General features: G+C 61.3%; 22 protein-coding genes. 11 read left to right on the forward strand and 11 right to left on the reverse strand.

The features are described from left to right. The first annotated feature begins 27 nt into the window (after positions 1-27). From VL130_RS11705 to VL130_RS11720, 4 genes are all read left to right on the forward strand, one after another. Positions 28-231, forward strand: a complete 204-nt coding sequence (locus VL130_RS11705; protein ID WP_325363100.1) for a hypothetical protein — start codon at positions 28-30, stop codon at positions 229-231. Further along, positions 228-881: a DUF3617 domain-containing protein gene (locus VL130_RS11710; protein ID WP_325363101.1), complete on the forward strand. Its 654-nt coding sequence runs from the start codon at positions 228-230 to the stop codon at positions 879-881. The genes VL130_RS11705 and VL130_RS11710 overlap by 4 nt, the downstream gene beginning before the upstream one ends. Positions 882-943: 62 nt before the next feature. Next, the gene (locus VL130_RS11715) at positions 944-1,528 is read left to right on the forward strand and encodes a DUF3617 domain-containing protein (RefSeq protein WP_325363102.1); all 585 of its coding nucleotides are present in this window, start codon (positions 944-946) and stop codon (positions 1,526-1,528) included. A gap of 61 nt (positions 1,529-1,589) precedes the next feature. Next, entirely contained in the window at positions 1,590-2,495 is a 906-nt protein-coding gene (locus VL130_RS11720; protein WP_325363103.1) for a DUF1080 domain-containing protein, read from the forward strand. On the opposite strand, the gene ypfJ is transcribed toward VL130_RS11720, so the two are convergent. Then, positions 2,492-3,334 (reverse strand): neutral zinc metallopeptidase, encoded by an 843-nt coding sequence (ypfJ, locus tag VL130_RS11725; RefSeq protein WP_325363104.1) that lies wholly within the window; start codon positions 3,332-3,334, stop codon positions 2,492-2,494. The two genes, VL130_RS11720 and ypfJ, sit on opposite strands and share 4 nt — an antisense overlap. Before the next feature lie 320 nt (positions 3,335-3,654). Here ypfJ and VL130_RS11730 point away from each other — a divergent pair, with 320 nt between their 5' ends. Next, a complete protein-coding gene (locus VL130_RS11730) occupies positions 3,655-4,767 on the forward strand; it encodes an efflux RND transporter periplasmic adaptor subunit (protein WP_325363105.1) in 1,113 nt (370 codons plus the stop codon). A 2-nt stretch (positions 4,768-4,769) separates the two neighbouring features. Beyond that, positions 4,770-8,246: an efflux RND transporter permease subunit gene (locus tag VL130_RS11735; RefSeq protein ID WP_325363106.1), complete on the forward strand. Its 3,477-nt coding sequence runs from the start codon at positions 4,770-4,772 to the stop codon at positions 8,244-8,246. A gap of 56 nt (positions 8,247-8,302) precedes the next feature. Here VL130_RS11735 and VL130_RS11740 read toward each other — a convergent pair whose 3' ends face one another. From VL130_RS11740 to VL130_RS11750, 3 genes are read right to left on the reverse strand one after another with little or no spacing between them, the layout of a single operon-like run. Then, positions 8,303-9,571, reverse strand: a complete 1,269-nt coding sequence (locus VL130_RS11740; protein WP_325363107.1) for an HlyC/CorC family transporter — start codon at positions 9,569-9,571, stop codon at positions 8,303-8,305. Between the two features lie 12 nt (positions 9,572-9,583). Next, positions 9,584-10,720, reverse strand: coding sequence for a 3-dehydroquinate synthase (gene aroB, locus VL130_RS11745; RefSeq protein WP_325363108.1), 1,137 nt, complete (start codon positions 10,718-10,720; stop codon positions 9,584-9,586). Next, a complete protein-coding gene (locus VL130_RS11750) occupies positions 10,717-11,313 on the reverse strand; it encodes a shikimate kinase (protein ID WP_325363109.1) in 597 nt (198 codons plus the stop codon). Before VL130_RS11750 ends, aroB begins: the two co-directional genes overlap by 4 nt. A 47-nt stretch (positions 11,314-11,360) precedes the next feature. Between VL130_RS11750 and VL130_RS11755 the strand changes: the two genes are divergently transcribed. Beyond that, positions 11,361-12,296 (forward strand): site-specific tyrosine recombinase XerD, encoded by a 936-nt coding sequence (locus VL130_RS11755; protein ID WP_325363110.1) that lies wholly within the window; start codon positions 11,361-11,363, stop codon positions 12,294-12,296. A gap of 121 nt (positions 12,297-12,417) precedes the next feature. Continuing rightward, the gene (locus tag VL130_RS11760) at positions 12,418-13,377 is read left to right on the forward strand and encodes an acetyl-CoA carboxylase carboxyltransferase subunit alpha (protein WP_325363413.1); all 960 of its coding nucleotides are present in this window, start codon (positions 12,418-12,420) and stop codon (positions 13,375-13,377) included. A gap of 6 nt (positions 13,378-13,383) precedes the next feature. Here the strand turns inward: VL130_RS11760 and VL130_RS11765 are convergent, their stop codons facing one another. Continuing rightward, positions 13,384-14,253 (reverse strand): mechanosensitive ion channel family protein, encoded by an 870-nt coding sequence (locus tag VL130_RS11765; RefSeq protein WP_325363111.1) that lies wholly within the window; start codon positions 14,251-14,253, stop codon positions 13,384-13,386. After that, positions 14,240-14,722, reverse strand: coding sequence for a nucleoside deaminase (locus tag VL130_RS11770; protein WP_325363112.1), 483 nt, complete (start codon positions 14,720-14,722; stop codon positions 14,240-14,242). Before VL130_RS11770 ends, VL130_RS11765 begins: the two co-directional genes overlap by 14 nt. Before the next feature lie 56 nt (positions 14,723-14,778). On the opposite strand from VL130_RS11770, the gene VL130_RS11775 reads away from it, so the two are divergent. The 3 genes from VL130_RS11775 (at position 14,779) to VL130_RS11785 (ending at position 17,901) form a co-directional block, all read left to right on the forward strand. After that, positions 14,779-16,959, forward strand: coding sequence for a pseudouridine synthase (locus VL130_RS11775; RefSeq protein ID WP_325363113.1), 2,181 nt, complete (start codon positions 14,779-14,781; stop codon positions 16,957-16,959). Positions 16,960-16,970: 11 nt separating this feature from the next. After that, a complete protein-coding gene (gene rsmD, locus VL130_RS11780; protein ID WP_325363114.1) occupies positions 16,971-17,546 on the forward strand; it encodes a 16S rRNA (guanine(966)-N(2))-methyltransferase RsmD in 576 nt (191 codons plus the stop codon). A 205-nt stretch (positions 17,547-17,751) separates the two neighbouring features. Beyond that, positions 17,752-17,901 (forward strand): hypothetical protein, encoded by a 150-nt coding sequence (locus VL130_RS11785; RefSeq protein ID WP_325363115.1) that lies wholly within the window; start codon positions 17,752-17,754, stop codon positions 17,899-17,901. Positions 17,902-18,016: 115 nt separating this feature from the next. On the opposite strand, the gene mutL is transcribed toward VL130_RS11785, so the two are convergent. The 5 genes from mutL to ileS form a co-directional block, all read right to left on the reverse strand. Further along, complete coding sequence (gene mutL / locus VL130_RS11790; protein ID WP_325363116.1) at positions 18,017-19,903, reverse strand: DNA mismatch repair endonuclease MutL; 1,887 nt, start codon at positions 19,901-19,903, stop codon at positions 18,017-18,019. 240 nt (positions 19,904-20,143) lie between these two features. Beyond that, a complete protein-coding gene (locus VL130_RS11795) occupies positions 20,144-20,935 on the reverse strand; it encodes a methyltransferase (RefSeq protein ID WP_325363117.1) in 792 nt (263 codons plus the stop codon). A gap of 111 nt (positions 20,936-21,046) precedes the next feature. Beyond that, complete coding sequence (locus tag VL130_RS11800) at positions 21,047-21,619, reverse strand: DUF3035 domain-containing protein (protein WP_325363118.1); 573 nt, start codon at positions 21,617-21,619, stop codon at positions 21,047-21,049. Positions 21,620-21,708: 89 nt separating this feature from the next. Further along, the gene (lspA, locus tag VL130_RS11805) at positions 21,709-22,275 is read right to left on the reverse strand and encodes a signal peptidase II (protein ID WP_325363119.1); all 567 of its coding nucleotides are present in this window, start codon (positions 22,273-22,275) and stop codon (positions 21,709-21,711) included. After that, a complete protein-coding gene (gene ileS, locus VL130_RS11810) occupies positions 22,253-25,210 on the reverse strand; it encodes an isoleucine--tRNA ligase (protein ID WP_325363120.1) in 2,958 nt (985 codons plus the stop codon). The genes lspA and ileS overlap by 23 nt, the downstream gene beginning before the upstream one ends. Positions 25,211-25,221: the final 11 nt, after the last annotated feature.

The following is a 25,221-nucleotide window of genomic DNA, read 5'->3' on the forward strand; positions in this document are numbered from 1 at the left end:
TAGGGTAGAGTTTTGCGAAGGTACAGTATGAAGCCGCTAATTTACATAGTCTCGACCGGCCTGGTTATCTGCGCAATAGGCGGTTGCAGCCCGAAGCCCGGCCAGTCCGGTGACAACGCCTTCGCCGGTGAAAGCCCGGCCGCCAGCCTGACGGCTGAAGAAGCTGCGGCCTACGCCAGCTATTCGCCAAACCTGGCCGGTGATGCAAATGAAAGTGTGCAATCGCAATGAAGACAGTTGGGGGTTCGATTATAATTATTGGCTTCACCTGCCTGATGGTGACGGCCTGCGGAAAGCCTGAAAAGCCGCGCACGCCGTTTATCGAGGATGGGGGCGGGCTTTCGGCGTCGGCCTCGGAGGAGGCGGCAGGCAGCGCCGGGACCAGCGCCGCCGTCAGTTCGGAAAGCCCCCCGGTCTACAAGGTTAGCCGGTTAGGGCAAAGGGCGGGCCTGTGGCAACTGACCCAGACCCTGCCGCAACTGGGCGGCCGGTCGGTGGCGAAAATCTGCGTCAATGACGCCCAGGGGGAAAAGCTGGCCCTGATCGGCCATGATCTGCCCGGCAAGCCGGAAATGACCAATCTTGAATGCTCGGCGCGTTCGGTGACCAAGAGCGACGATGGCGCCGATATTGATACGGTCTGCACGGTCAATGACACCACCCTGACCTCGCATATTCATGTCGATATCATCGGCAACGACGCCTTCCATCAGACGGTCGAAACGCGCTATTCCCCGGCCTTCGCCGGTCACGGCAATCAGGTGACGATAACCGACGGCAAGCGGCTGGGCGATTGTCCCGACAGCATGAAGGCGGGGGATTACGTGACTGGCGATGGTGTCAGGCTCAAGGCCGGCGTGGTGCTGGCGAAGTTTCACTAGAAATTCATTTCTAACGCCGTTCTCCAGATGTATGGTGCCTCTCATAACAGAGGAGGCACGTCATGACAGTTGTTCGTTTGAGTACGGGTTTGGCATTGGCGGCAGCGCTGGTCCTGATGGCCGGTTGCAGCAAGCCGAAGACTTCCGAAACAACGACAACCATGGAGACAGCAAAGCCGGCTACCCTGGCGGACGCCAATCCGATGGCGCAGAAGCCGGGCCTGTGGGAAATGACGACCTCGGTGCCGGGTATGCCGACAGGCATCGTCAGCAAGCTGTGTATGGACAAGGGCCTGAGCGAACGGATGGTCGAGGTCGGCATGAAGGGGGCAGGCGACGCGCAATGTACGCAGAGCAACGTCAGCAAGACCGGCTCGACAGTCGATGTCGATTCCGTATGCAACATGTCCGGCCGCAAGATCACCAGCCATATCCACATGGAGATGGTCAGCGACAGCGAATATCACCAGACGATCGCCTCGACCATGGAGCCGCCGATGGGCGGTGACGATAAATCGACCACCACGGTTGTTGGCAAACGGTTGGGCGACTGCCCGGCCGATATGAAGGGCGGCGACATGATCGTGCCTGGTGGCATGAAGATCAATATGTATGACGCGCTGAACAAGTCCGCCGCTTCGCATTGACGCGCAGGTATGTAATCGATTACCATTTCGCGTCAGATTCATAAAAAGTTGGGAAGAGAACATGTTGAAGATCGTTGCCACGGCCGGGCTTGCCCTGCTGTTTGGATTGAGTGTGGCGCAGGCGGAAGCGCCGGCCTTCCAGCCGCAAACCCTTGTGCTCAAGAATATTCCGGTCGCCACCGGGCCGGCCGTGGCGTTGTTTAACGGCCAGGACCTCGATGACTGGACGGCCTGGCTCGGCTACAAAGACCCGGCCCAGACCTATCTGCCGAAGCACGACGCGCCGATCGGTGTGGCCGGGAAGGGCGATATCTTCACGGTGGTGAGCGAGGACGGCGCGCCGGCCCTGCATGTCAGCGGCGAGACCTGGGGCAGCCTGGTCCACAAGGGTGATTTCAGGAACTATCACCTGCGTCTCGAATACAAATGGAGCGGCAAGCGGTATGCGCCGCGGCTCAATGACCCGGAAAATAATGGCCTGCTGTACCATACGCACGGCGAACCCGGCGCGGTCTGGGGCACCTGGTCGCGGGCGGTCGAATTCGAGATCATGACCGGCAGCGTCGGCATGGTGGTGCCAGTGGGGAACGGGCTGGAGGTCGATTCCAGCGTGGCCATCGACCCGTCGATCATCGATCCGAAACAGCGTTTCATGGCCGGTGCGCCGCTTGGCAAGACGGTCGGTAACACCGCCCTGTGGAATATTGAAAACAACAGCAATGCCGACAAACCGGTCGGCGAATGGAACACGCTCGATCTCTACGTCTTCGCCAATCATGCCGTCCATGTGGTCAATGGCGTGCCGGTCATGGAGGTCTGGGGCATCTGCGACAAGGCCAGCGAAAGCGCGCCTTGCGAGCCATTGATCCACGGCGCGATCCAGCTTCAGTCGGAAGGGGCGGAGACCTTCTTCCGTAACATCACCATCGAGCCGATCAACAGCCTGCCGGCGATTGAGGTGCGTTAGCCAAACGTATCGCAGTCAGCCGGATCTCCGGCGCGGAAACCGGCCTTGAACCACTGGCTGCGCTGCGCCGAAGACCCATGCGTAAAGCTGTCCGGCACCACGCGGCCCTGCGCCTTCTCTTGCAAGGTGTCGTCGCCGACGGCGGTGGCGGCGCCCAGGGCTTCGTCGATGTCGCCGGCCTCGATCCAGTGCTCCTTGTCGTTGGCGCGCTTGGCCCAGACGCCGGCGTAACAGTCGGCCTGGAGTTCGAGCTTGACGGAGAGGGCGTTGGCGCCGGTCTTGCTCAGGCGCTGTTCCTGGCGGCTGACGGCATCGCTGGTGCCTTCCAGCTTCTGGATGTGGTGGCCGACCTCGTGGGCGATGACATAGGCCTTGGCGAAATCGCCGGGCGCGCCGAGCTGGCCGTCAAGCGTGCGGAAGAAGTCTAGGTCGATATAGACCTTCTCGTCAGCCGGGCAATAGAAAGGCCCCATCGCCGCTTCGCCCATGCCGCAGCCGGTCGTGGTGCCCTGAGTGTAAAGGACGATGGTGGAGGGGCGGTAGGTCTTGCCTTCCGACTGGAAAAGCGCCTGCCAGGTGTCGTTGGCGGAGGTGTGGACGACATCGGCGAACTGGCCTTCTTCATCGCCCGGTGTGCCGGTGCTGGCCTGGACATCAGAGGCCGGCGCGGATTGATTACCGGCGCTCATAATGGTTTGCGGGTCTATGCCGAAAAAGAAATAACCGATCAGCGCCACGACCACGAGCACCAGTCCGCCGCCACCGGCCACCGGTCCCATGCCGCCACCGCCGCCCCGGCGATCCTCAACGCCGCCCCTGCGTCCGCCTTGCCACCTCATGATGTCCTCCCTCGATGTGTCACAGCAGCCTGACGGCGGCATAATAAATAAGCAATAACCCGAGTATCGTTATCGCTCCGGTTAACCCTCTTTTCAAGCGCTGCCCGCGTTTTACCTACTGACAGTTTCCTGTCTTGTTGTGCTATAGCGAAAAGAACGGCGTCATGCGGGGGCAGTGAGCGCCCGTTGGCGTATGGGGTGGTGAACGATTTGTAATGTCGCCTTTCGTTGACAGGCAACGGGGCGCACAGCAGAGTGCGGTATAAGAAACAACGGCGTCCGCCGAAGTGCGGCGCAAAATAAAAATAGGATCAATGGGCATGACGTTTGGTTTGAGGACTGCTGTTCTGGGGACTGGGGGCATTTTCAAAGCCGGTTCGCGGTCGGTGACGGCGATGATCGCGGTGGCGCTGGTGATCGGCGCGGGCGTCAGCGGTTGTGAGAAAAAGAAGGATGACGGCAAGGCCGAGGCTCATGCGGCGGTGGTCAATTTCGCCGTGGTGCGCCAGGATACGGCCCCGGTCCAGGTGACCGGCACCGGCACGATCAGCGCCTGGCAGGAAGTCGCCGTCGGCGCCGAAACCGGCGGCCTGACGGCTGTCGCCCTGCTGGCCGATGAGGGGCAAACCGTCAAGCAGGGCCAGCCCCTGCTGAAAATGAACGACGTCCTGCTCCAGGCCCAGCTCAAGCAGGCCCAGGCCAATTACAACCAGTCCAACAAGGCCTATCAGCGCGCCCAGACCCTGTTCCAGCAGGGCTATCTGTCGGCCGCCGCGCTCGATAACGCCGAAGCCTCCAAGCTGACGACCGAAGCGGCCATGCAGACGGCGCAGACCCAGGTCAATATGGCGACGGTCCGTGCCCCGGTCTCCGGCATCATCACGCACCGCACGGCTGTCCTGGGGCAGAATGTTTCGGTCGGCACAGAACTTTTCAAGATCGTCCGTGACGGCCGTATCGAACTGAACATGCAGGTGGTCGAAAGCGACCTGCACAATATTTCCGCCGGGATGCCGGTGACGGTCACCAGTGAATCGACCGGTCCGGTCAATGGTTCCGTCCGTATCGTCACGCCTATGGTCGATGCGGCGACACGCCTGGGCTATGCGCGGGTCAGCGTACCGTGGGACTCCGGCCTGCGTCCCGGCATGTTCGCGTCCGGCACCATCGAGGCCGGTTCGCAGAACGTGCTGCTGATCCCGCAGAGCGCCGTCGTCTATAACGAAAACCTGCCGCAGGTGTTTGTCATCGGAACGGACAGCAAGGCGCACCTGCGCAGGATCATCACCGGCACGGCCGTTGGCGGCAAGGATATCATCATCAAGGAAGGCCTCGCCGCCGGTGACCGTGTTGTCACTATGGGGGCCGGTTTCCTCAATGACGGCGATCTGGTCAAGCCGACCGCGACGGCGCAAACCGGCGGAGAGCACTGATCATGGCAACCGCTCAAAGCCCTGGCGGCGGCTTCCAGATTTCGTCCTGGTCGATCCGCAACCCGATCCCGACCCTTGTCTTTTTCGTTGTCATGACGATTGCCGGTATCCTCGGCTTCAGCCAGACACGCATCAATAACTGGCCGGACATCGACTTCCCGATCGTCGTCGTCACGGTCGTCCGTTCGGGCGCCGCACCGAGCGAATTGCAGAACCAGGTCACACGTATCGTCGAAGATTCCGTGTCGGGTCTTGGCGGTGTCCGCCATATCCAGTCTGTCGTCAATGAAGGGGCATCGACCACCATCATTACCTTCCAGCTCGAAACCGATCTGGAAAAGGCGACCAATGATGTCCGCAATGCTGTGGCCGGGGTGCGGGCCAATCTGCCGTCCGATGTGCTCGATCCGATCGTGTCGCGCGTCGAAAATGCGTCCGGCCAACCCTTGCTGACCTATACCATCCGCGCCGCCAACATGACGCCGGAAGACCTGAGCTGGTATGTTGATAACGATGTCGCCAAGAAGGTGCTCGGCGTCAAGGGCGTGTCGCAACTGACGCGCGATGGCGGTGTCGACCGCGAAATCCGCATCGAACTCGATCCGGCCAAGCTGGCGGCGCAGGGCGTGACAGCCGGCGATATCAGCCAGCAATTGCGTAGTTTCAACGTCAACATGCCTGGCGGCCGCTTTAACGCGGGCACGTCGGAACAGACCATCCGCACCGTCGGCGGCGCCGCCAGTGTCCAGCAGTTGTCCGACACCCGCATCACCTTGTCCAACGGCGGCAGCGTCCGCCTGGGCGATATCGCCACGGTCAGCGACACATGGTCGGAGCCGCGCACCCGCGCCCGGTATAACGGCAACGAGGTCGTCGGCTTCAATATCCAGCGCACCCGCGCCACCTCGGAAGTCCACGTCGCCGAAGGCGTGCGTGCGGCGCTCGCGGCGCTGAAAGCCTCCAATCCAAACGTCCAGATCGAGGAAGTATCCTCGTCGGTGAATGAGGTGCAGCGCAGCTTCGACACCTCGATGGAAGCCCTGCTGATCGGCGCGGCCCTGGCCGTGTTCGTGGTCTGGCTGTTCCTGCGCGACTGGCGGGCGACCCTGGTTTCCGCTGTCGCCATGCCGATGTCGCTGCTGCCGACCTTCTACGTCATGCACCTGCTGAACCAGTCGTTCAACGTTGTGACCCTGCTGGCCCTGTCGCTGACGGTCGGGATTCTCGTCGATGACGCCATCGTCGAGATCGAGAACATCGTCCGGCATATGCGCGAAGGCAAGAAACCCTATCAGGCGGCTATCGAGGCCGCCGACGAAATCGGCCTGGCCGTCGTGGCGACCACAGCCACCCTGATCGCCGTGTTTGCGCCGACCGGTTTCATGCCGGGCATTGTCGGCCAGTTCTTCAAGAGCTTTGCCATCGCCTCCTGCGTCAGCGTCTTCTTCTCGCTGGTGGTGGCGCGAACCCTGACGCCATTGATGGGCGCCTATCTGCTGCGCGCCAATCCGAAGCACGACAACGACAAGCCGTTCTGGATGGACGGTTACCAGGCGATGCTGAAATGGTGTCTCGAAGGTCACCTGAAATGGCGCTGGTATATCCTGATGCACGGTCTGTTGATCACCGTCCTGTTGCTGATCCAATACCTGACCAAAAGCGCGGTGCCGATGGGCATCGCCGCCGGCGGCGTATTGATCCTGACCCTGGTCCTGTTCTTCGTCCTGTATAAGCCGTACATGAAGGCCCGCTGGGCGGCATTGGAATTCGGCCTGCTGTTCTCACTCGGCATTATGGCGATGGGGTCTGGCTCTATCTTTCCGCACCCCGGTCCCGATGGCGTGATCATCAAGCCAGGCACGGTCTCGATGATCATCGGCGGCATCATCGCCCTGATCGGCGTGGCGGGGGGTATTGGCACGATCATACTGACGATCCGGCTAAAGACTTCGCTTCTGCGTGCGCGCTGGGCGCCGTTCCTCGGCGGCATCATGTTCTTCGTCGGCTCGATCGTCCTGCTGCAAACCATCCCCAGTGACAATATTCCGGCCGATGATCAGTCGATGTCGGTCATGAGCCTGAAACTGACGCCGGGTACGCCGCTCCAGGAAACCGATAATGTGGTCAAGCACATTGTCGCCGATCTGGAGACGCACAAGGAAGTCCGCAGCACCTACGCCGTCATGAACATGGAAAGCGCCACGGTGACGGTCAATCTGGTGCCGAAGAAGGCGCGCAAGCTCTCGCAAACCCAGTTCGAACAGGTCTTCTCCAAGACCCTGGCCAAATATCCGGGCATCCACAGCAGCTTCGGCCAGGATGGCGGCGGCGGCACCGGCGTGGCTTATATTCTGGCGTCGGACAATGAGCCGTTGCTCACGGCCACCTCGCAGCAATTGCTGCGGGAAATGGCGGCGCTCAAGGAACTGACCAATGTCCATTCCCAGGACAACCTGACCCAGCCGGAAGTCGTCATCACGCCCAAGCCTGACCAGGCGGCGCTGATGGGGGTGTCGACCGAGACCATTTCCTCGGCGGCGCGCGTCGCCACCATGGGCGATATCGACCAGATCCTCGCCAAGTATAATGACGGCGACCGCCAGATACCGATTCGCGTCCTGTTGAAGGCCGATGCCCGTTACGACATCAACAACCTCAACACGCTGATGGTGCCGACGCGCTCCGGCGCCTCGGTGCCGCTGACGGCGGTGGCCAATATCAGCTTCGGCGCGGGGCCGATCCAGATCAACCGGATCGACCGGACCCGTTCGGCCACGGTCAACGGCGACCTGAACGGCGTGCCGAATGGCACGGCGGATGCCGCCGTCATGGCGACGCCGACCATGGTCAAGCTCAAGAAGGGCGAAATTCCCGGCGTTCGTATTGTTGTCAATCCGAATACTGAGGACTTCCTCGAAATGGTGCCGAATTTCATTGCCGCCATCCTGACCGGGATTGCCTTGATGTATGTGGTGCTGGTGCTGCTGTTCGGGTCGTTCAGCCATCCGTTCACCATTCTGCTGGCGCTGCCGTTGTGTTTTGGCGGGGCCTTTATTGGCCTGATCCTGACGCAGATGAGCATGTCGATGCCGACCTATATCGGCCTGATCATGCTGGTCGGCATTGCCGCCAAGAATTCGATCCTGCTGGTCGAATACGCCATGGTGGCGATCAAGGGGGGCATGGAACGCACCGAAGCCCTGTTTGAGGCAGCCAAGAAGCGGGCGCGTCCGATCGTCATGACCACAGTGGCTATGGGCGCCGGCATGATCCCGGTGGCCGTTGGCAACGACGCCTTTCGCCAGCCGATGGCGGTGACGGTTATTGGTGGTCTGATCACCTCGACCCTGTTGTCGCTGGTGTTCGTGCCGGCGACCTACACTATCATCGATGAGATATCGCACTTCTTCGGCAAGATGATCTCGCCCTTCTTCCATGCCCAGGGCAAGGATGAACCGGAAGAAACGACCGCTGAATAGTTTTGATATTCGTGAAAATGAAATGCCGCCGGAGCGATCCGGCGGTATTTTGTTGTCTAAACCGGTGAAATCTTGATCGCCGTGATCTGGTTGCGCTGCTTGCGCATGATCTGGAACTTGCGGCCGTAGAAGATGAAGGTCTGGCCAGGCTCCGGTATGGTGCGGGCCTCGTGGATCACCAAACCGGCGATGGTGACCGCATCTTCGTCCGGCAGTTCCCAGTCCATCGTGCGGTTGAGGTCACGGATGGCCAGGTCGCCATCGACATGGATCGAGCCGTCGGATTGCCTGCGCAAAGCCGTCAGCACGGCGTCATGCTCGTCGTCGATTTCGCCGACGATCTCTTCCAGAATGTCCTCAAGCGTCACCAGCCCCTGCAAGGCGCCATACTCATCGACCACCAGGGCGAAGTGGGCCTTCTTCTTGAGGAAGGCCGCCAGTTGATACTTCAGATTGCTGGTGTCGGGGATGAACCACGGTTCGCGGACAATGGCCATGACGTCGACGCTTTTGACATCACCCTTGGCGCGGATCACCGCCGCCATCAGGTCGCGGGCATGGAGCACGCCGATGATGTTCTCGGTATTGTCCTTGTAGAGCGGAATACGGGTGTGGCTGAAGCTCAGCGCCGCCTCGATGATCTCGGCCATCGGCAGGCCGGCGTCGATCATGTCGATCTGCTTGCGGTGAACCATGATCTGGCTGACATCGAGGTCGGCGAGATCGAGCACGCCACGGAACATGTTGCGGTCGTCGCTTTTGACCGCGCCTTCATCGTGATGGTATTCGACAGCACCGCGGATTTCCTCATGCGCCGCCAGCACGTCGACCTCCATCGACAGCTTGACGCCGAACAGGCCCAGCACGGCGCGGACGAACCATTGCACGGCATTGATAACCGGCCCAAAGGCGATGACGATCCACATGACGGGCCGAGACATGAAGCGCGCCGTGTCATCAGGCCGCATGATGGCCAGCGTTTTCGGCAGGACTTCGGCGAAGACCAGCACGAGTATGGTCATGACGCCGGTCGAGATGGCGGCGCCCCACGGACCGGGAATGGCGCGATCAATCGAGATGGTGGCCAGGGCCGCCGCGCCGATATTGAGCACGTTTTGCAACAGCAGGATCGCGCCGATCATCTTTTCCTGATTGGTCAGCAGCTTGTTGACGCGTTTGGCGGCCTTGTTGCCGTCGCGTTCAAGCTGGTGCATCCGCCCGCGCGAGGCGGCCGTCAGGGAGGTTTCGCCGGCGCTGAACAGGGCCGATACCCCCAGGATAACGAACAGGATCGGGATCAGGGCGAGCAGGGAGGCGATCAGCATGGGTATGGCCTTTTAAACGGCAACCTGTGAGGAAACAGCGCCGTCCATGATCAGGAATTCGGCAATGGATTCAGCAGGCACCTTCTTGGCGACGAAGGCCCGGCCGATACCGCCGACCAGAACGAAGGTGAGCGTGCCACCCTCGGCCTTCTTGTCATGGCCCATATGGGTGATCAGGCGTTCGGCGTCGAATGGCGTCTGGCGGATGTCGCCCATGCGCGTCGGCAGGCCTGAGTGGGCAATGGCCGCCACGGCGCGCTCAGAGTCCTCTTCGGTACATTCGCCGTTTAGCGCGCTGTAGCGGAAGGCCTGCGCCATGCCAATGGCGACGGCCTCACCGTGGAGAAGCGCATCACCGAAACCGACCTCGGCTTCGAGCGCATGGCCGAAGGTGTGGCCAAGGTTGAGCAGGGCGCGTTGGCCACCCTCGCGTTCGTCGGCGGCGACAATCTCGGCCTTCATTTCAACCGAACGGGCGACGGCGTGAAGGGTGGCTTCGGGTTCGAGCGCCAGCACCTTGTCGTCATTGGCTTCCAGCCACTCGAAAAACGCCTTGTCGCCAAGCAGGCCGTACTTGATGATCTCGGCGTAACCGCAGCGGATTTCACGCGCCGGCAGGGTCTTGAGGACGTCGAGATCGCACAGCACCAGGCGCGGCTGCCAGAAGGCGCCGATCAGGTTCTTGCCCTTTTCGTGGTCGATGGCCGTCTTGCCGCCGACCGAGGAATCGACCTGCGCCAGAACGGTGGTGGGGATCTGGATAAAGTCGATGCCGCGCATATAGATGGCGCAGGCGAAGCCGGTCAGGTCGCCTATGACGCCGCCGCCGAGCGCTATGACCACGTCCTTACGGTCGAGGCCGCAATCGAGCAGCGCGTCGACGACGAATTTCAGGCCGTCATAGGATTTGCTTTCCTCGCCGGCCGGCACGACGATCTTGTGCGTCTTGTGACCGGCGGTCTCGAACTGCTTAAGGATGCGATCGGCATGGAGCGGACCGACATTCGAGTCGGTGACCATCACTACGCGCTTGTTGGTCAGGAACGGGCCGACCCACTTTTCGGCCTCGGTCAAAAGGCCTTGCCCGACAATGACGTCATAGGCTTTGAAGCCGTGTCCGGAAACCGGGATGCGCTTTATAGTGCTCATTTGCCACCTGTAATATGGGCGTGCAGGGCGACCAGCACCTGGTCGAGCGCCTTGACGTGCGACTGGTCGCCGGTATCGACGGTGATGTCGGCGATTTCATACAGGGGATAACGGGTTTTGACGTGTTCTTTGAGCACTTCGATCGGGTTCCGGTCTTTGAGCAAGGGGCGGTGAGGGCGGTTGGCGACGCGTTTGGCCAGCACCCTGATATCGGATTTCAGCCACAGGGTAATGGCTTTCGCCTTGAGGTTTTCGCGGGTGAGGGGGTGCATGAGCGCGCCGCCGCCGGTGGCCAGGATGCGCGGTTCGCCTTCGAGCAGGCGGGCGATGACGCGCTGTTCGCCGTCACGAAAGCCTTTTTCGCCGTAGTTGGCGAAGATGTCGGCTATGGTCATGCCGGCGGCTTTTTCGATCTCCTCATCGGCATCGACAAAGGGCAGGCCGAAATGGTCGGCCAGGCGGCGGCCTATGGTGGTCTTGCCCACGCCCATCAGGCCGACAAGCGCGACGGTTTTCGGCAGGGTAAAGACGGGGCGCACTGGGGACCCTGGTACTGGGGTTTCAGATGCGGAAGGCTCAGGCTCGGCGGTCATGCGCCTGCTTTACACGATATTAGGGGGACTTTGCCAGAGTTAACCTTATGAGTAATAGATTCGATCCTGTAAAACAGTTCCTGCAAATGATGGCTGTCGAGCGTAATGCCGCGAAGCCGACGCTGGAAGCCTATGGCCGCGACCTGGATGATCTGGCGGATACCCTCCAGGTGACCGCTTCCGGCCTTCTCGATTTGGCGGAATCCGATCTGGCGAGCTATTTCACACGCCTGAATGAGCGTGGCCTGTCGCCGGCCACCACGCAACGCAAACGCTCGGCCGTCCGGCAATTTTACCGTTTTTGCGTGGCGGAAAACCTGGCCGGCGCCGACCCCAGCCGCAAGATCGCCGCCGCCAAAAAAGGCCTGACCCTGCCAAAAATCCTGTCCCGCGACGAGGTCGATTCGCTGATTGCCGCCTGCGCGGAAAAGAACCCGCATCAGGCCGTCCGGCTGGAATGTCTGATCGAGATGGCCTACGCCTCAGGGATGCGCATTTCCGAACTGGTCGGCCTGCGGCTGGATGCCGTCCAGCGCGATCCGGCCTTCCTGATCATCAAGGGCAAGGGCGGCGTCGAACGGCTTGTGCCGCTCAATCACCCGGCGCGCGCGGCGATCAGGGAATATCTCGAAATTCGCCCGGCTTTCCTGCCGGCGGGCGACAAGAACAATCCGTTCCTCTTCGCGTCACGCGGCGCCGAGGGGCATTTGACGCGTCGGCGTGTCGGGCAACTGCTCGATGAGGCGGCGCTCAATGCCGGCATCGATCCGGCGCGGGTGTCGCCGCACGTCCTGCGCCACGCCTTTGCGACTCACCTGCTGGAAGGCGGCGCCGACCTGCGCACCGTCCAGACCTTGCTTGGCCATGCCGATATCTCTACCACCCAAATATATACCCATATTGCCGGTGAACGCCTGCGGGAAGTGGTGGAAAGCCATCACCCGCTGGCGTCAGGGCGGGGCCGTCCTAAAAATCCCCTTTGACGGATCCCGACTTGCTGTTAAACGGCCATTCTTCTAAAGGTATGGCCTTTAAGGGTAGTCTCCCTTATTCGATATTGGTTTTTAACGCCTCGCGCGTTCACTTGGGGCATTCAAGAGCGACCTGATGCGACATTATCTCGAATTCGAACGTCCGATCGCGGACCTGGAAGCCAAGATCGAGGAGCTTTCCACCTTGTCGCAAAGCGGGGGCGCGAATCTCGATGTCGAGGTGCAGGCCCTGCGCCAGCGCACCGAAGTTCTGCGCCGCGAAACCTACTCCCGCCTTGATCCGTGGCAGAAGACCATGGTCGCCCGTCATCCGCAGCGTCCACATCTGGTCGATTATATCAGCGGCCTGATCGAGGACTTCGTTGAACTGCGCGGTGACCGCAAGTTCGGTGATGATCAGGCGATCGTCGGCGGCCTTGGCCGGTTCCGTGGGCAATCGGTCGTGGTCATGGGCCATGAAAAAGGTTTCGACACCACCACGCGTCTCAAGCATAATTTTGGCATGGCCCGTCCCGAAGGCTACCGCAAGGCGGTGCGCCTGATGGAGATGGCCGAGCAGTTCGGCCTGCCGGTCCTGACCTTTGTCGATACCGCCGGCGCCTATCCCGGCATCGGTGCGGAAGAACGCGGCCAGGCCGAGGCCATCGCCCGTTCGACCGAAAAGGGCCTGACCCTGAAAGTGCCTATGATCGCCACGGTTTCCGGTGAAGGTGGCTCCGGCGGCGCCATCGCTCTGGCGGCCGCCAATCGCGTGCTGATTCTCGAACACTCCATCTATTCGGTTATTTCGCCAGAAGGCGCGGCCTCGATTCTGTGGCACGATGGGTCTCGCGCCAAGGACGCCGCCGAGCAGATGAAGATCACCGCGCCCGACCTGCTCAAGATGGGCATTGTCGACCGCATCATCGAGGAACCGGCCGGCGGCGCCCATTCCAATCCGGAAGCTATGATCGAAACACTTGGCGACGTGCTGGAGCAGGAATTGCAGGCGCTGAGCTTCCTGTCCGCCGATCAACTGGTCGAGCAGCGCGCGCAGCGTTTTTACGATATCGGCCGCAAGGGACTGGCCTGACCCCCCTTACTTATTGACGCTCACCTGATGCGGATAGGGGATTTCGATCCCTGCTTCATCGAAGGCTTTCTTGATGTCAATCATCAGGCCGGTGCGGGCGCTGTTGCCGTGCGATGGCATCACCCATAGGGATATTCGCGCCGTGATGGCGCTGGGGCCAAATTCGGTCAGGCCGATAACAGGCTCATGCGTGCTCAGCCGCTCAGGCTGTTTCACGGCGACATCGCGCAGGATATCGAGCGCCTTGTTCAGATCGGTATCATAGGCGACGCCAACCAATACCTCGATCTTCACGGCCGAATTGGTGGTGATATTGTAGATTTCGTTGCTGAAGGCCTTGGTGTTGGGGATGAATACCCGATTATTGTCGGAGTCGTTCACCTCGGTGGCGAACAGGCCCAGGCGATGCACCGTGCCCTTCACTTCGCCGATATGGACGGTATCGCCGATGCGGTAGGGCTTGTTGAACAGGATCATCAGGCCTGCCGCCACATTGCCGAGCGTCCCCTGCAAGGCCAGGCCGATGGCGAGAGACGCCGCGCCGAGCACAGTGAGCAGGGAAGCGGTCTGAACGCCCAGCCGATTGAGCACCGCCACCAGCCCGACCGCCAGGATCAGCCAGCGGATCACCTGCGAGAGAAATTCCAGCAAGGTGCGATCGTTATCCCTGTGCACCAGCCGGCGCGAGGTGCGTTTGACCGCATCGGACGCCATGCCCGAAAGGATCAGGGTAATGGCGAAGATCGCCGCCGCCCAACCGATATTGGCCATCATGTCGGGGTGCTCGCCGAGCTTCGCCCAGAGCGTGCCGCCTTTGCGCACCGCCTCGTCGATGAAGGGCTGGGCCGCGCCAAAATTGAAGTTATTGCCCGTCATCCGTGACTCCCTTGCGCCGGCGCGCCTTGAAAAATGATTTCAACATAGCCGAACTCTCTTCCGCCAGTACACCGGCGATAACCTCCGGCTTCCAGTGACAGGTCAGCTGGGCGAAGAATTTCGGTCCGTGTGCGATCGCGCCGCCCTTCGGATCGGGCGCGCCATAGATGACCCGGCCAATGCGCGCGTGGCTGATGGCGCCGGCGCACATGGCGCAAGGCTCTAACGTCACGTATAACCAAAGATCCGTCAGCCGGTAATTCCCGAGTTGCTCACCGGCGGCCCGTAAAGCGCGTATTTCGGCGTGCGCCGTGGCGTCATGTAACGAAATCGGCGCATTTCCCGCACTTGTTACAACAGTTTTACTTGACGGATCGTAGATTAAAGCGCCAATCGGCACCTCACCGGACAAGGCCGCCTCGCGCGCTTTTTCCAGCGCCTTGTGCATCAAGTCAATATCGTCTTCCATAAGGACTTAAAGACGGGCCTCTGTGCGGGCGTCAAGCAAATTTAGAAAGATATACCGTGACCCAAGACAGTAACGCTGGAGAGCGTAACGAAGACCAGAACGAACCTGAAGCCCCGCGCGAACTGACTCCGCAGGAAATTCAGGCCGCCAGGGAATTGCAGGAGATCGCCGACGGTCACCGCTACATGCCGCAGGAAATGCGCGACGCCAAGGACGCCCTGGGCAAGAAGCCGGAGCGGCCGAAGAAGGCCCCTAAGAAAGACGACAAGCTCGGCACCGGCGAGCGCATCGCCAAGGTGCTGGCGCGCGCCGGCCTGGCTTCGCGCCGCGAAATCGAGCGCCTGATCGGCCTCGGCAAGATCGCCGTCAATGGTCGCATCCTCGAAACCCCTGCGGTGCTGGTCAAGGCGACGGACATTATCACCGTCGATGGCCAGGTGGTCGGCAAGGCCGAGCCCACCCGCCTGTGGCGCTATCACAAGCCCGTCGGCCTCGTGACCACCGAACGCGATCCCTCCGGCCGCCCCACCGTTTTCGACAAGCTGCCGGCGGACCTGCCGCGCGTGCTTAAGGTCGGCCGCCTTGATCTCAATTCCGAAGGCCTGCTGCTGCTGACCAATGACGGCGAACTGGCCCGCGCCCTCGAACTGCCCTCCGCCGGCTGGGTGCGCCGTTATCGCGCCCGTGCCCTGGGGCACACCACGCAGGCGCGTCTCGACGCCCTGAAGGACGGCACCACGGTTGAAGGCGTCATTTACGGGCCAATGGAAGCCACGCTCGACAAGCTGGCCGAAAAGGCTGATGGCCGCGCCAATGTCTGGATCACCGTCTCGATCACCGAAGGCAAGAACCGTGAAGTCCGCAAGGTGCTGGAATCGATCGGCCTGAAGGTCAATCGCCTGATCCGCCTGGCCTACGGGCCGTTCCAGCTTGGCAATCTGGAGCCGGGCGAGGTCGAGGAAATCGGTCCGCGCGTCATCCGCGAACTGCTGGGCGAAGTCATCCAGTTGCGCAACCTGCCGCCGGAAGGCGCTTCGCAGACCCGTAACGCCCCCATGCCCCGCTACAGCAGCGAAGGCGGCACGCCCGCCGGTCGTCGCGGTGGTGGCGATCGTTTCGAGAAGAAGGCTTTCGGTGATAAGCCGGCCTTTGGCGCCAAAAAGTTCGGTGACAAGAAGTTTGGTGATAAGGCTGGGGAATGGAAGCCGCGCACCGAGTTTGAAAAGCGCGATTTCAAGGAACGTGATTTCGATGAACGTCCGCGCTTTGAAGGCGACGGCGAGGCCCGCGATCGCCGTCCGGCCCCCGCACCAAGCCGTGAATACGGCGACAGGAAGCCATTCGGCGATAAACCCAGAGAATGGAAGCCACGTGCCGAGGGCGCCGAGCACAAGTCTTATGGGGATCGCCCGAAACGCGACTTTGGCGATCGTCCGCAAGGGGACCGCCCCGCTTTCAAGAAGCCCTATGCTGCCCGCGATAACGCCGGTGGTGAACGGTCTTATGATCGTCCGAAGCGCGATTACGGCGCCAATTCTCGTCAAGATGGGCCTCAAGGTGGTCGTCCGGCTTTCAAGAAGCCTTATGCGGCGCGCGATAGTGCCCCGGCGGGTGAAGCCGGTGCTTATGAACGCGCCAAGCGGGAGTTCGGTGGTGCAGGCGGCGAAAAGAAAGCCATGACGCCGCGTCCGGAAGGCGCCGAGCGCAAGCCTTATGGCGATCGTCCGGAGCGTCCGGCTTTCAAGAAGCCCTACGCTTCGCGCGATAATGCCGGTGGCGGTGAACGGTCCTATAGTGATCGTCCGAAGCGCGACTATGGCGATCGTCCCACGGGCGACCGTCCCGCGTTCAAGAAACCCTATGCCGCCCGTGAAGGCGCGGAAGGTGGCGAACGCCGCTCCTACATGAAGCCCAACCGTGAGGGCAGCGAACAGCGGCCGGCCGGAGATCGTCCGGCGTTCAAGAAGCCTTACGCGTCTCGTGATGGGGCGGGCGGTGGCGAACGCAAGTCCTACGGCGACAAACCGCGTCCGGCCGGTGGTGGCTTCAAGTCCGACCGTCCGCGCCCGGATCGCCCGGCAGGCGGCGGCTTCAAAGGTGCGCCTCGCGGTGACCGCCCCACTGGTGCCAGACCTTCCGGTGATCGTCCGTCCGGCGGCCGTCCCTCTGGCGCGCCGCGTCCGGGTGGCAAGCCGAATGCGGCCCGACCGCCGTTCAAGCCCCGTCGTGACAGCTAAAGGCTGAGGCGGTGCGGATCGTTGGTGGTAAATTCAAGGGCCGCGCCCTCGTAACACCGGACGGGCAAAACACCCGTCCGACCTCCGACCGCGCCCGCGAAGCCATTTTCAATATCCTGGCCCATGCCGACTGGGCGCCCACCCTCGAAGGTGCGCGCGTCATGGATGTCTTCGCCGGTTCGGGCGCGCTCGGTTTCGAGGCGATGTCGCGCGGGGCGGGCTTCTGCCTGTTCGTCGAAACCGACGAGGCGGCGCGTGGCGCGATCCGGGACAATGTGGAAACATTCGGTCTTTTTGGCACAACCCGTGTCCACAGACGGGACGCGGCCCAGCTTGGGCTGAGACCCGGCTCGCAAGCCGAGGTTTTCGACCTGGTTTTTCTCGACCCGCCTTATCGCAAAGGCTTGGGAGAGAAGGCTTTGGATGGGCTTATCAGCGGTAACTGGTTGTCCGAAAACGCCATAATCGTCTTTGAGCGCGCCGCTGATGAGGATGATTTTGTCACAGGTGTGTGGCAAAAAATCAACGTCAAAACTTACGGCGCGGCGCAGGTTTTGTTTCTGCAACAAAAAATTTTTAATCCGTAAGGTGCAGATTTAATTAAATAAAAAATCCATAAAGAACACGGAAGTGGTATATTTAACGCAGCGTTAAAAATTATCTATTGACGGGTCTTAACTCTTATCCCCAATATGTCATTAACAAGGCGTGAACAGCAAACCGGCCCGTACAACGAGGCACAAGAATTGCTGAAAGCCTGGGCAGACTATTACTAAAATTAGGGGTCAAGTGATGGAAATTCAAACTGCACAAGCTGTAAGTCCGCGCGTCTCGAAGCGCCGTTCTGATGGCCTGAAACTGCTTCTGGTGGCTGGCCTGAGCGTTCAGGTCTGGGGCGTGGTCATGGGCCTCGGCCTGATCATCCTGAACCTGACGCACTAAGCTTTTCCGAGATCTGCAATCCAACGGTTGCAGGTTTTTTATTGCTCATTTTTCGTCCAAAGGGCGGGGCATTGCCGGGGCGCGCGACAGGATCGCGGCGCCCCGGTGGTCGTTTTTAACGTCGCCCAAACAGCTTTTCGATATCCTTGAGCTTCAGTTCGACATAGGTCGGGCGGCCATGATTGCATTGGCCGGAATGCGGTGTGGCCTCCATCTGGCGCAGCAGCGCGTTCATTTCGTCACCGGTCAGGCGGCGACCGGAACGGACACTGTGCCGGCAGGCGTGATCCCCACAGATTTCCGCCATGCGCTCTTTCAGGGCCAGCAGTTCGCCGTGCTCGGTCAGGTCATCGACCAGATCGCGCACCAGGCCGGCGATATCGCAATCGCCGAGCAGGGTAGGGATATCGCGCACCAGCACACTGGTCGGGCCGAAGGCTTCAACGCCCAGTCCCATCAGCAACAGGTCCTCACGGCGGGTCATCAGCCGGCTGACCTCCTCGCGCTCCAGGTCGACGATTTCCGGAATCAGCAGGCTCTGGCTCTGCACATGGCCGGTGGCCATCGCCACCTTCATCTGCTCATAGACCAGGCGCTCATGGGCGGCGTGCTGATCAACGATCACCAGTCCATCCGCCGTCTGGGCGATGACATAGGTCTCGTGGATCTGCGCCCGCGCCGCGCCAAGCGGGAAGGCTTCGGCCTGGGTGGGGGCTTGAACCTCGACCGGCATATCCATCGCATCGGGTGCGTAGGCTTCGGCCACACCTTGATAATCACCGTAAAAAGGTTCCGGCTCATGTTCGACTCGCGCGGTCGGGGAAAATGGCGCCGGTTCCGGCATATAGGGCGACATGTAAGGCCGCACCGCGGCAATCTGCGACGCCGACACCGGATTATACGGGCGGTTCAGGCCGAGAAGGGGCTGAATATCGGTGCGGAAGGCGCCGATCGTCTGGTGCGCCACGGTCGTCGCGGCGCGGTGTCCGGCCGAGGCCAGGGCGTGTTTCAGGGCGCCGATAATCAGGCCGCGCACCAGGTTCGGATCGCGGAACCGCACCTCGGTCTTGGCGGGGTGGACATTGACATCGAGTTCCTGCGGGTCGATCTCGACAAACAGGGCGGCCAGCGGATGGCGGTCGCGCGCCAGGAAATCGGCATAGGCGGCGCGTAACGCCCCGGCCAGCAGCTTGTCGCGCACCGGGCGGTTGTTGACGAACAGGTACTGGTGCGCCGCATTGCCGCGCGAGAAGGTCGGCAGGCCGGCATAGCCCGTCAGATGGACGCCTTCGCGGCCCTGGTCGATCAGCAGGGAATTTTCGGAAAAATCGGCCCCCAGCAGGGCGGAGAGGCGGTGCAGACGACCCTCGAAGCCGGCCTGTTCGGCGTAGAGTTTCAGTTGTTTCTTGCCGTCGAGTTCGAGCGTGAAGCCGACATTTTCATGCGCCATGGCCTGACGCTTGACCTCTTCGGCGATCGCCATGTTCTCAGAGCGCTCGGATTTCATGAATTTCAGCCGGGCGGGCGTGGCGTAGAACAGGTCGGTCAGTTCGATGCGGGTGCCGTGCTCGCCGCCAAAGGCCGCCGGGCGGACGGGCGCAATGGCGCCACCATCGACGCGGATATTGAGCGCGCTCTCGTCGCGTGGCTTGGAAGTGATGTTGAGCCGCGCCACCGATCCCATCGAGGGCAGGGCCTCGCCGCGGAACCCCAGCGTCTTGATATGCAGCAGGTCCCAGGAGCCGTCGGCCTGCGGCTTGAGCTTGGAGGTGGCGTGGCGCTCGATAGCCAGCTGCAGGTCATCGGCGCCCATGCCGGAACCATTGTCCTCGATCAGGATGCGCGACAGCCCGCCGAGGTCGGCGCGGATATCGATCTGGGTCGCGCCGGCGTCGATGGCATTTTCCACCAGTTCCTTGACGGCCGAAGCCGGCCGCTCGACGACTTCACCGGCGGCAATGCGATTGATGGTATCCTGGGGGAGGCGCTGAATATTTGACATCGGGCTTTTATAGCCGGAGTCGGTGTTTGTGTCTTGCTTCGTTAAAAGCAGATCACGGACAGGCGCGGAAAAAGACGGAACCACACGGAATTCTTTGCGTGATGTCTCCCGCGCGAAGCGCCTTCATTTCTCATGTGTTTCAGCACTTGCAAATGAAAGCCCTTCGGGCGGGATTGATACAACAAACACCTTCCGTGCCTTTGGCTACGCCGAACTGCGTTTCCGTGATCCTCTTAACGCTTAGAGCGGCCGGCGGAACACCAAAGCCATGCGGTCGGTGTGGCCACGGATCGCCGGATCGAACACGTTTTTCGAGTGATCGTCCGCCGGATTGGCCAGCACATCACTGTCCTCGACCAGTTCAAAACCGGCGGCCTTGAAATCGCTCAGCACCTGCGCCTTGTCGATGCGGTGCAGCGTATTGGTCGCCGACGCACCCGCGCCATCCACCGTTCTGTGGTCGGTCAGGATGACCAGCCCGCCGGGTTTCAAAGCCGCCAGCAGGGCCTTGTCCATCGCCACGGCGTCATGGCCGTCCTCATTATAGGTGTCGTGGTAAACTGTGCCGATAAAGATGGCGTCATAGGGCGCGGCGGGGGGCGGCAGTTTGGCGAAGTCCGACGTCACCAGATGGACGTTCGGCCGGGCGGCGGTGAGGGCCTGGCGGGCCGGTTCCATCTTGAAGGCCTCAACCCACTTCGGCGGATTCTGCGAATCGACGCTGCCGGTGCAAACCGCCGCCGACAACAGATAAGAGGCATAGCCACCGCCGGCACCCATATCGAGCACATGATCACCGGGTTTTATATGATCGAGCACAAAACGCGTTTCGCTCAGGCGCAGGGCATCATTGGCGCGCTGTGTCTCGGGGCGGTCAGTCTTTGCCAGTACAGCCTCGATGCGGGTATCGAGAGGGGCGCTGGCGGCGCATTCGGGGGCTTCGGCGGCCCAGGCGGTTGAGGCCAATAAGACTTGGGAAGGCCCGCTCAGCGAGAGCGCCATAGCCAGACAGAGGATACGCTGCGATACCATGATGTGTCTCCTGATTTTAGCCCCAGAAAATGGTCAAAGAAAAAGGCGCTCCGAAGGAACGCCTTTTCAACTGATCTCACAAGTAAATTATCGGTAACCTACAGGCTGTGTTTACAGGCCGGGCAGCTTGAACTTGCGGTCCGGCTTTTGCGTAATGATGATCGGCTGGTCGCCGACGAGGGCCTTGAGGCGGGCCTGCTCAGAGGCGGCGTCTACCGGCACGGGTGTATTGCCGGCGACGGCATTGGCGTTGGCAGCCGTGGCGGCAGCCGAAGCCTCCGCCGGCTTCTTCCAGAACATCACCTTGTCGGCGAAGGACGGTTCCTTGTAGGACAGGTCGCCGAATTCATCGTCAACCACATAACGGGCCAGCGGATCGGCCTTTGCGGCGCCCATTTTGGCGACCAGCGCCGCTTCACCCGCCGACCGGTTGGTGGCGTCGCGCTGACCGAGCAGGGCCTGGCGCGCGGCGCTTTCCGGTTGCAGTTCCTGCGGACGCGGTTCGCCGGGCGCGGGTGGGCGCAGGGCGTAATCGGGCGGCACGACGAGCGGCGCCTTGGTGACCACGCGGAATTCATCAGGCACGACCTTGTTCAGGCCCAGCGCGTTCTTGGTGGACTGGCAACCCGAAAGGGCGACACCCGCCACGATCAATAGACCCGCCGCAATCTTAACCGACTTCATCATCTGCTCCAATGTCCCCATTCGGTGTTTTAACCACGCCGAACCGTGGAAGTGATACTTGTTTTATACGGAACTGCCAAGCGTTAAGCTTAAGCAACATCCTTGCGTTTGGCCGTCAGGTCGGCGCGGATGAAATACCAGACCAGCAGGGCGACCCCGATACAGATGGCGCTGTCGGCGACATTAAAGACCCACGGGAACACATGCGTCCCCGAAAAGTCGAGAAAATCGACGACATAGCCCAGCCGAAACCGGTCGATGCCGTTGCCAATGGCGCCGCCGATGATCAAACCGAGGCTGAAGGTCAGCCAGGCGTTCGTCTGCGTCCGCACATAGTCCACCAGGGCCAGGGCCATGCCGAACTGAAACAACACCAACAGCCATCGGCCGAGGCCTCCCGAAGTGAGAAGACCGAAGCTGATGCCTTGATTATGGACCATGGTGAGCGAAAAGAAGGGCAAAATATTGACCTGATCGCCGATGGCCTGAAGATTTAATCCGTACAACACGCCCAGCTTGGTGAGTTGGTCGAACACCAGGATAATGACCGCCAGCCCCAGCCCCTTGAGGCCAAGCGAAGTGTGAAGAGGTGTGAAATGCGCGCGCAGCTTGTCGCCAAAGGAATTCATCTGCTTATCCGGCCAAGGCGGTGTCATGGGTTTCATCATAGGCGGCGACCGCTTCGGCGTCGCGCAGGGATAGGTCGGGATAACGCGGATCGCTGCCCACTTCGGGCAGGATGCGCCACGAGCGAGCACATTTACGACCATCGGCCTGTGCGAAGACCACGGCGATCATGGCTAATCCTTCCAGCTTGAAAGAATCGCCCGGCGCCGGATCGAGGCTTAAAGTGGCCTGCGAGGTGCGGAAGACCTCGGCGGCGTCGATTCCCTGCATGGCTTCCCAGATAGCGCCGTCGGCGATATGGACGGTCGGGGCGGCCTCAAGCGCCGAGCCAATCACCTTGTCGCGGCGTTTTTCTTCGAGGGCGGCGGTAACGACCGACAGCACGCTCTCAATCTTCTGCCAGCGGTCGTGTTCGGCGAGATTATGCCATTCGGCCGGCACATCATCCAGCACACGGAACAGGTTTGCCGTTTCATTGCCGCGCGAGGTCCAGGCTTCTTCGGTGGTGAAGGTCAGGATCGGCGCCAGCCACAGGCTGATGCGCTCGAACAGGATATTCATCACCGTGCGGCAGGCGCGGCGCTTGAGCGACGACGGCGAGTCGCAATAGAGGCTGTCCTTGCGGATATCGAAATAAAGCGCGGAAAGCGTCTGGATGCAGAAATCGGCGACCGGGCGAACAACACCGGCGAAATCATAGACCTCATAGGCGGCGCGCACTTTTGCGTCGAGCGTATAGACCTCGTTGAGGATATAACGCTCCAGCGACGGCATGTCGGCGTAATCGACCGCTTCAGCGTCTGTGTAGCCGTTGAGCGCGCCCAGCAGATAGCGCACGGTGTTGCGCAGCTTGCGATAGGCGTCGACCGTGGTCTGGATGATCTGCTTGCCGATGCGCAGGTCTTCGGAATAGTCGGCGAAGGCCACCCACAGGCGCAGGATCTCGACTCCTGACTCTTTGGCGATATCCTGAGGGGCCACGACATTGCCCTTGGATTTCGACATCTTCTCACCCTGTTCGTCGAGCACGAAGCCGTGGGTCAGGACGGCATTATAAGGTGCACGGCCGCGCGTGCCGCAGCTTTCCAGCAGGGACGACTGGAACCAGCCGCGATGCTGGTCGGACCCTTCGAGATAGAGATCGGCCGGCCAGTGCGTGTCGGCGCGGTCTTCCAGTGTAAAGGCGTGGGTGCAGCCGGAATCGAACCAGACGTCGAGAATGTCGGTGACCTTCTCGTAGTCATCCGGATTATAGCCATTGCCGAGGAAGTCAGCGTCGGGGCGGGTGAACCAGGCATCGGCGCCGCCATCAGCGATCATCTTGACGATGCGTTCATTGACGGCTTCGTCGCGCAGCGGCTCGCCTGACTTTTTATCGACGAACATGGCCAGGGGCGTGCCCCAGTTGCGCTGGCGGCTGATCAGCCAGTCAGGCCGCGTCTCGACCATGCCGCCGATGCGGTTGCGGCCCTGGTCGGGATAGAAGTCCGTATCGGCGATGGCCGCCATCGCTTTATCTCGCAAGGACTCGTCGCCATCCATGCGGATGAACCACTGTGGCGTATTGCGGAAGATGACCGGCGCCTTGGAGCGCCACGAATGTGGATAGGCGTGCTCGACCCGGCCGCGCGCCAGCAAATTGCCGGCCTCGATCAGCTTGTTCATGACCGCCGGATTGGCGTCGCCGAACTTGCCGGCCTTCTTGCCTTCGGTTTCCAGCACCTTGAGGCCGGCGAACAGCGGCACCGTCGGGTAATAGGCGCCATCGGGATCGACCGTATCGGGGATCGAATCGAGCGAGCGGCCCGATTTCAGCCAGACGAGGTAATCGTCGGCGCCGTGGCCGGGCGCGGTATGGACAAAGCCGGTGCCGGCGTCGTCGGTAACGTGGTCGCCGGCCAGCATCGGCACGTCGAAACCATAGCCGGCATCGAGGGCGGCTAAGGGGTGCGACAGCTTGAGGCCGGTCAGCACTTCGGCGGGCACATCAATGACTTGTTTCCACGCCTTCGCGTTGGCCGCCTGCAAAACGCCTTCGGCCAGCTTTTCGGCGAGGAGAAGCTTGTCGCCGACCTTAACCCAAGGAGCAAACCCCAAGTCTTCTTCGGACCTTACATCGGTCACTTCATAAACGAAGTAATCGATTTTCGGATTGAAACTGACCGCACGATTGGCGGGGATGGTCCACGGCGTCGTCGTCCAGATAACGACCGAGGCGCCTTGCAGGTGCTCAAAGGCCTCGCTGGCGTCGCCCCAGTCGCCGGGCTGGATCGGGAACCTGACCCAGATGGTCGGGCTGGTGTGCGGGTGGTATTCGATCTCGGCATCGGCCAGGGCGGTACGCTCAACCGGAGACCACATCACAGGCTTGGAGCCGCGATAGAGCTGACCGGACATCAGGAACTTGTGGAATTCGCTGGTCACCTTGGCTTCGGTCGAGAAATCCATTGTGGCATAGCGATTTTGCCATTCGCCGAGTACGCCCAGGCGCTTGAATTCCTCGCGCTGGCTCTCGATCCATTTGGCGGCGTATTCACGACAGGCCTTGCGGAACTCTGCGGCGGGCACCTCGTCCTTCTTGCGGCCCTTGGCGCGAAACTCTTCTTCGATCTTCCATTCGATCGGCAGGCCGTGGCAATCCCAGCCCGGCACATAATCGACATCATGGCCGGTCAGGAATTTCGAGCGGACGACGAAATCCTTCAGGATCTTGTTGAGGGCATGACCGATATGGATATTGCCGTTGGCATAGGGCGGGCCGTCATGCAGCACGAACAGCGGGGCGCCCGCGGCCTGACGCGCCTTGCGCACGGCGTGGTAGAGGTCGGCCTCTTCCCACTTTTTCAGCAGTTCAGGCTCGGCCTTGGGCAGGCCGGCGCGCATGGGGAAATCGGTTTCGGGCAGGAAGACGGTCTCGCGGTAGTCGCGCGCGACGGGGGCAGGCTGGGTATAGGGATCGGACATGACTCTCAGGT

The organism is Asticcacaulis sp. (genome assembly GCF_035497195.1).
In the GTDB taxonomy this organism is placed as follows: Bacteria; Pseudomonadota; Alphaproteobacteria; order Caulobacterales; family Caulobacteraceae; genus Asticcacaulis.

Bases quoted from the DNA above. Each gene is read 5' to 3' on its own strand.
- VL130_RS11800 (WP_325363118.1), bottom strand. From the start codon at position 21,619: ATGAAGTCGGTTAAGATTGCGGCGGGTCTATTGATCGTGGCGGGTGTC.
- VL130_RS11710 (WP_325363101.1), top strand. From the start codon at position 228: ATGAAGACAGTTGGGGGTTCGATTATAATTATTGGCTTCACCTGCCTG.
- ypfJ (WP_325363104.1), bottom strand. From the start codon at position 3,334: ATGAGGTGGCAAGGCGGACGCAGGGGCGGCGTTGAGGATCGCCGGGGC.
- VL130_RS11720 (WP_325363103.1), top strand. From the start codon at position 1,590: ATGTTGAAGATCGTTGCCACGGCCGGGCTTGCCCTGCTGTTTGGATTG.
- VL130_RS11755 (WP_325363110.1), top strand. From the start codon at position 11,361: ATGAGTAATAGATTCGATCCTGTAAAACAGTTCCTGCAAATGATGGCT.
- VL130_RS11770 (WP_325363112.1), bottom strand. From the start codon at position 14,722: ATGGAAGACGATATTGACTTGATGCACAAGGCGCTGGAAAAAGCGCGC.
- ileS (WP_325363120.1), bottom strand. From the start codon at position 25,210: ATGTCCGATCCCTATACCCAGCCTGCCCCCGTCGCGCGCGACTACCGC.
- VL130_RS11765 (WP_325363111.1), bottom strand. From the start codon at position 14,253: ATGACGGGCAATAACTTCAATTTTGGCGCGGCCCAGCCCTTCATCGAC.
- VL130_RS11740 (WP_325363107.1), bottom strand. From the start codon at position 9,571: ATGCTGATCGCCTCCCTGCTCGCCCTGATCCCGATCCTGTTCGTTATC.
- VL130_RS11750 (WP_325363109.1), bottom strand. From the start codon at position 11,313: ATGACCGCCGAGCCTGAGCCTTCCGCATCTGAAACCCCAGTACCAGGG.
- lspA (WP_325363119.1), bottom strand. From the start codon at position 22,275: ATGACACCGCCTTGGCCGGATAAGCAGATGAATTCCTTTGGCGACAAG.
- VL130_RS11785 (WP_325363115.1), top strand. From the start codon at position 17,752: ATGGAAATTCAAACTGCACAAGCTGTAAGTCCGCGCGTCTCGAAGCGC.
- VL130_RS11795 (WP_325363117.1), bottom strand. From the start codon at position 20,935: ATGGTATCGCAGCGTATCCTCTGTCTGGCTATGGCGCTCTCGCTGAGC.
- VL130_RS11730 (WP_325363105.1), top strand. From the start codon at position 3,655: ATGACGTTTGGTTTGAGGACTGCTGTTCTGGGGACTGGGGGCATTTTC.
- VL130_RS11735 (WP_325363106.1), top strand. From the start codon at position 4,770: ATGGCAACCGCTCAAAGCCCTGGCGGCGGCTTCCAGATTTCGTCCTGG.
- mutL (WP_325363116.1), bottom strand. From the start codon at position 19,903: ATGTCAAATATTCAGCGCCTCCCCCAGGATACCATCAATCGCATTGCC.
- VL130_RS11715 (WP_325363102.1), top strand. From the start codon at position 944: ATGACAGTTGTTCGTTTGAGTACGGGTTTGGCATTGGCGGCAGCGCTG.
- VL130_RS11705 (WP_325363100.1), top strand. From the start codon at position 28: ATGAAGCCGCTAATTTACATAGTCTCGACCGGCCTGGTTATCTGCGCA.
- aroB (WP_325363108.1), bottom strand. From the start codon at position 10,720: ATGAGCACTATAAAGCGCATCCCGGTTTCCGGACACGGCTTCAAAGCC.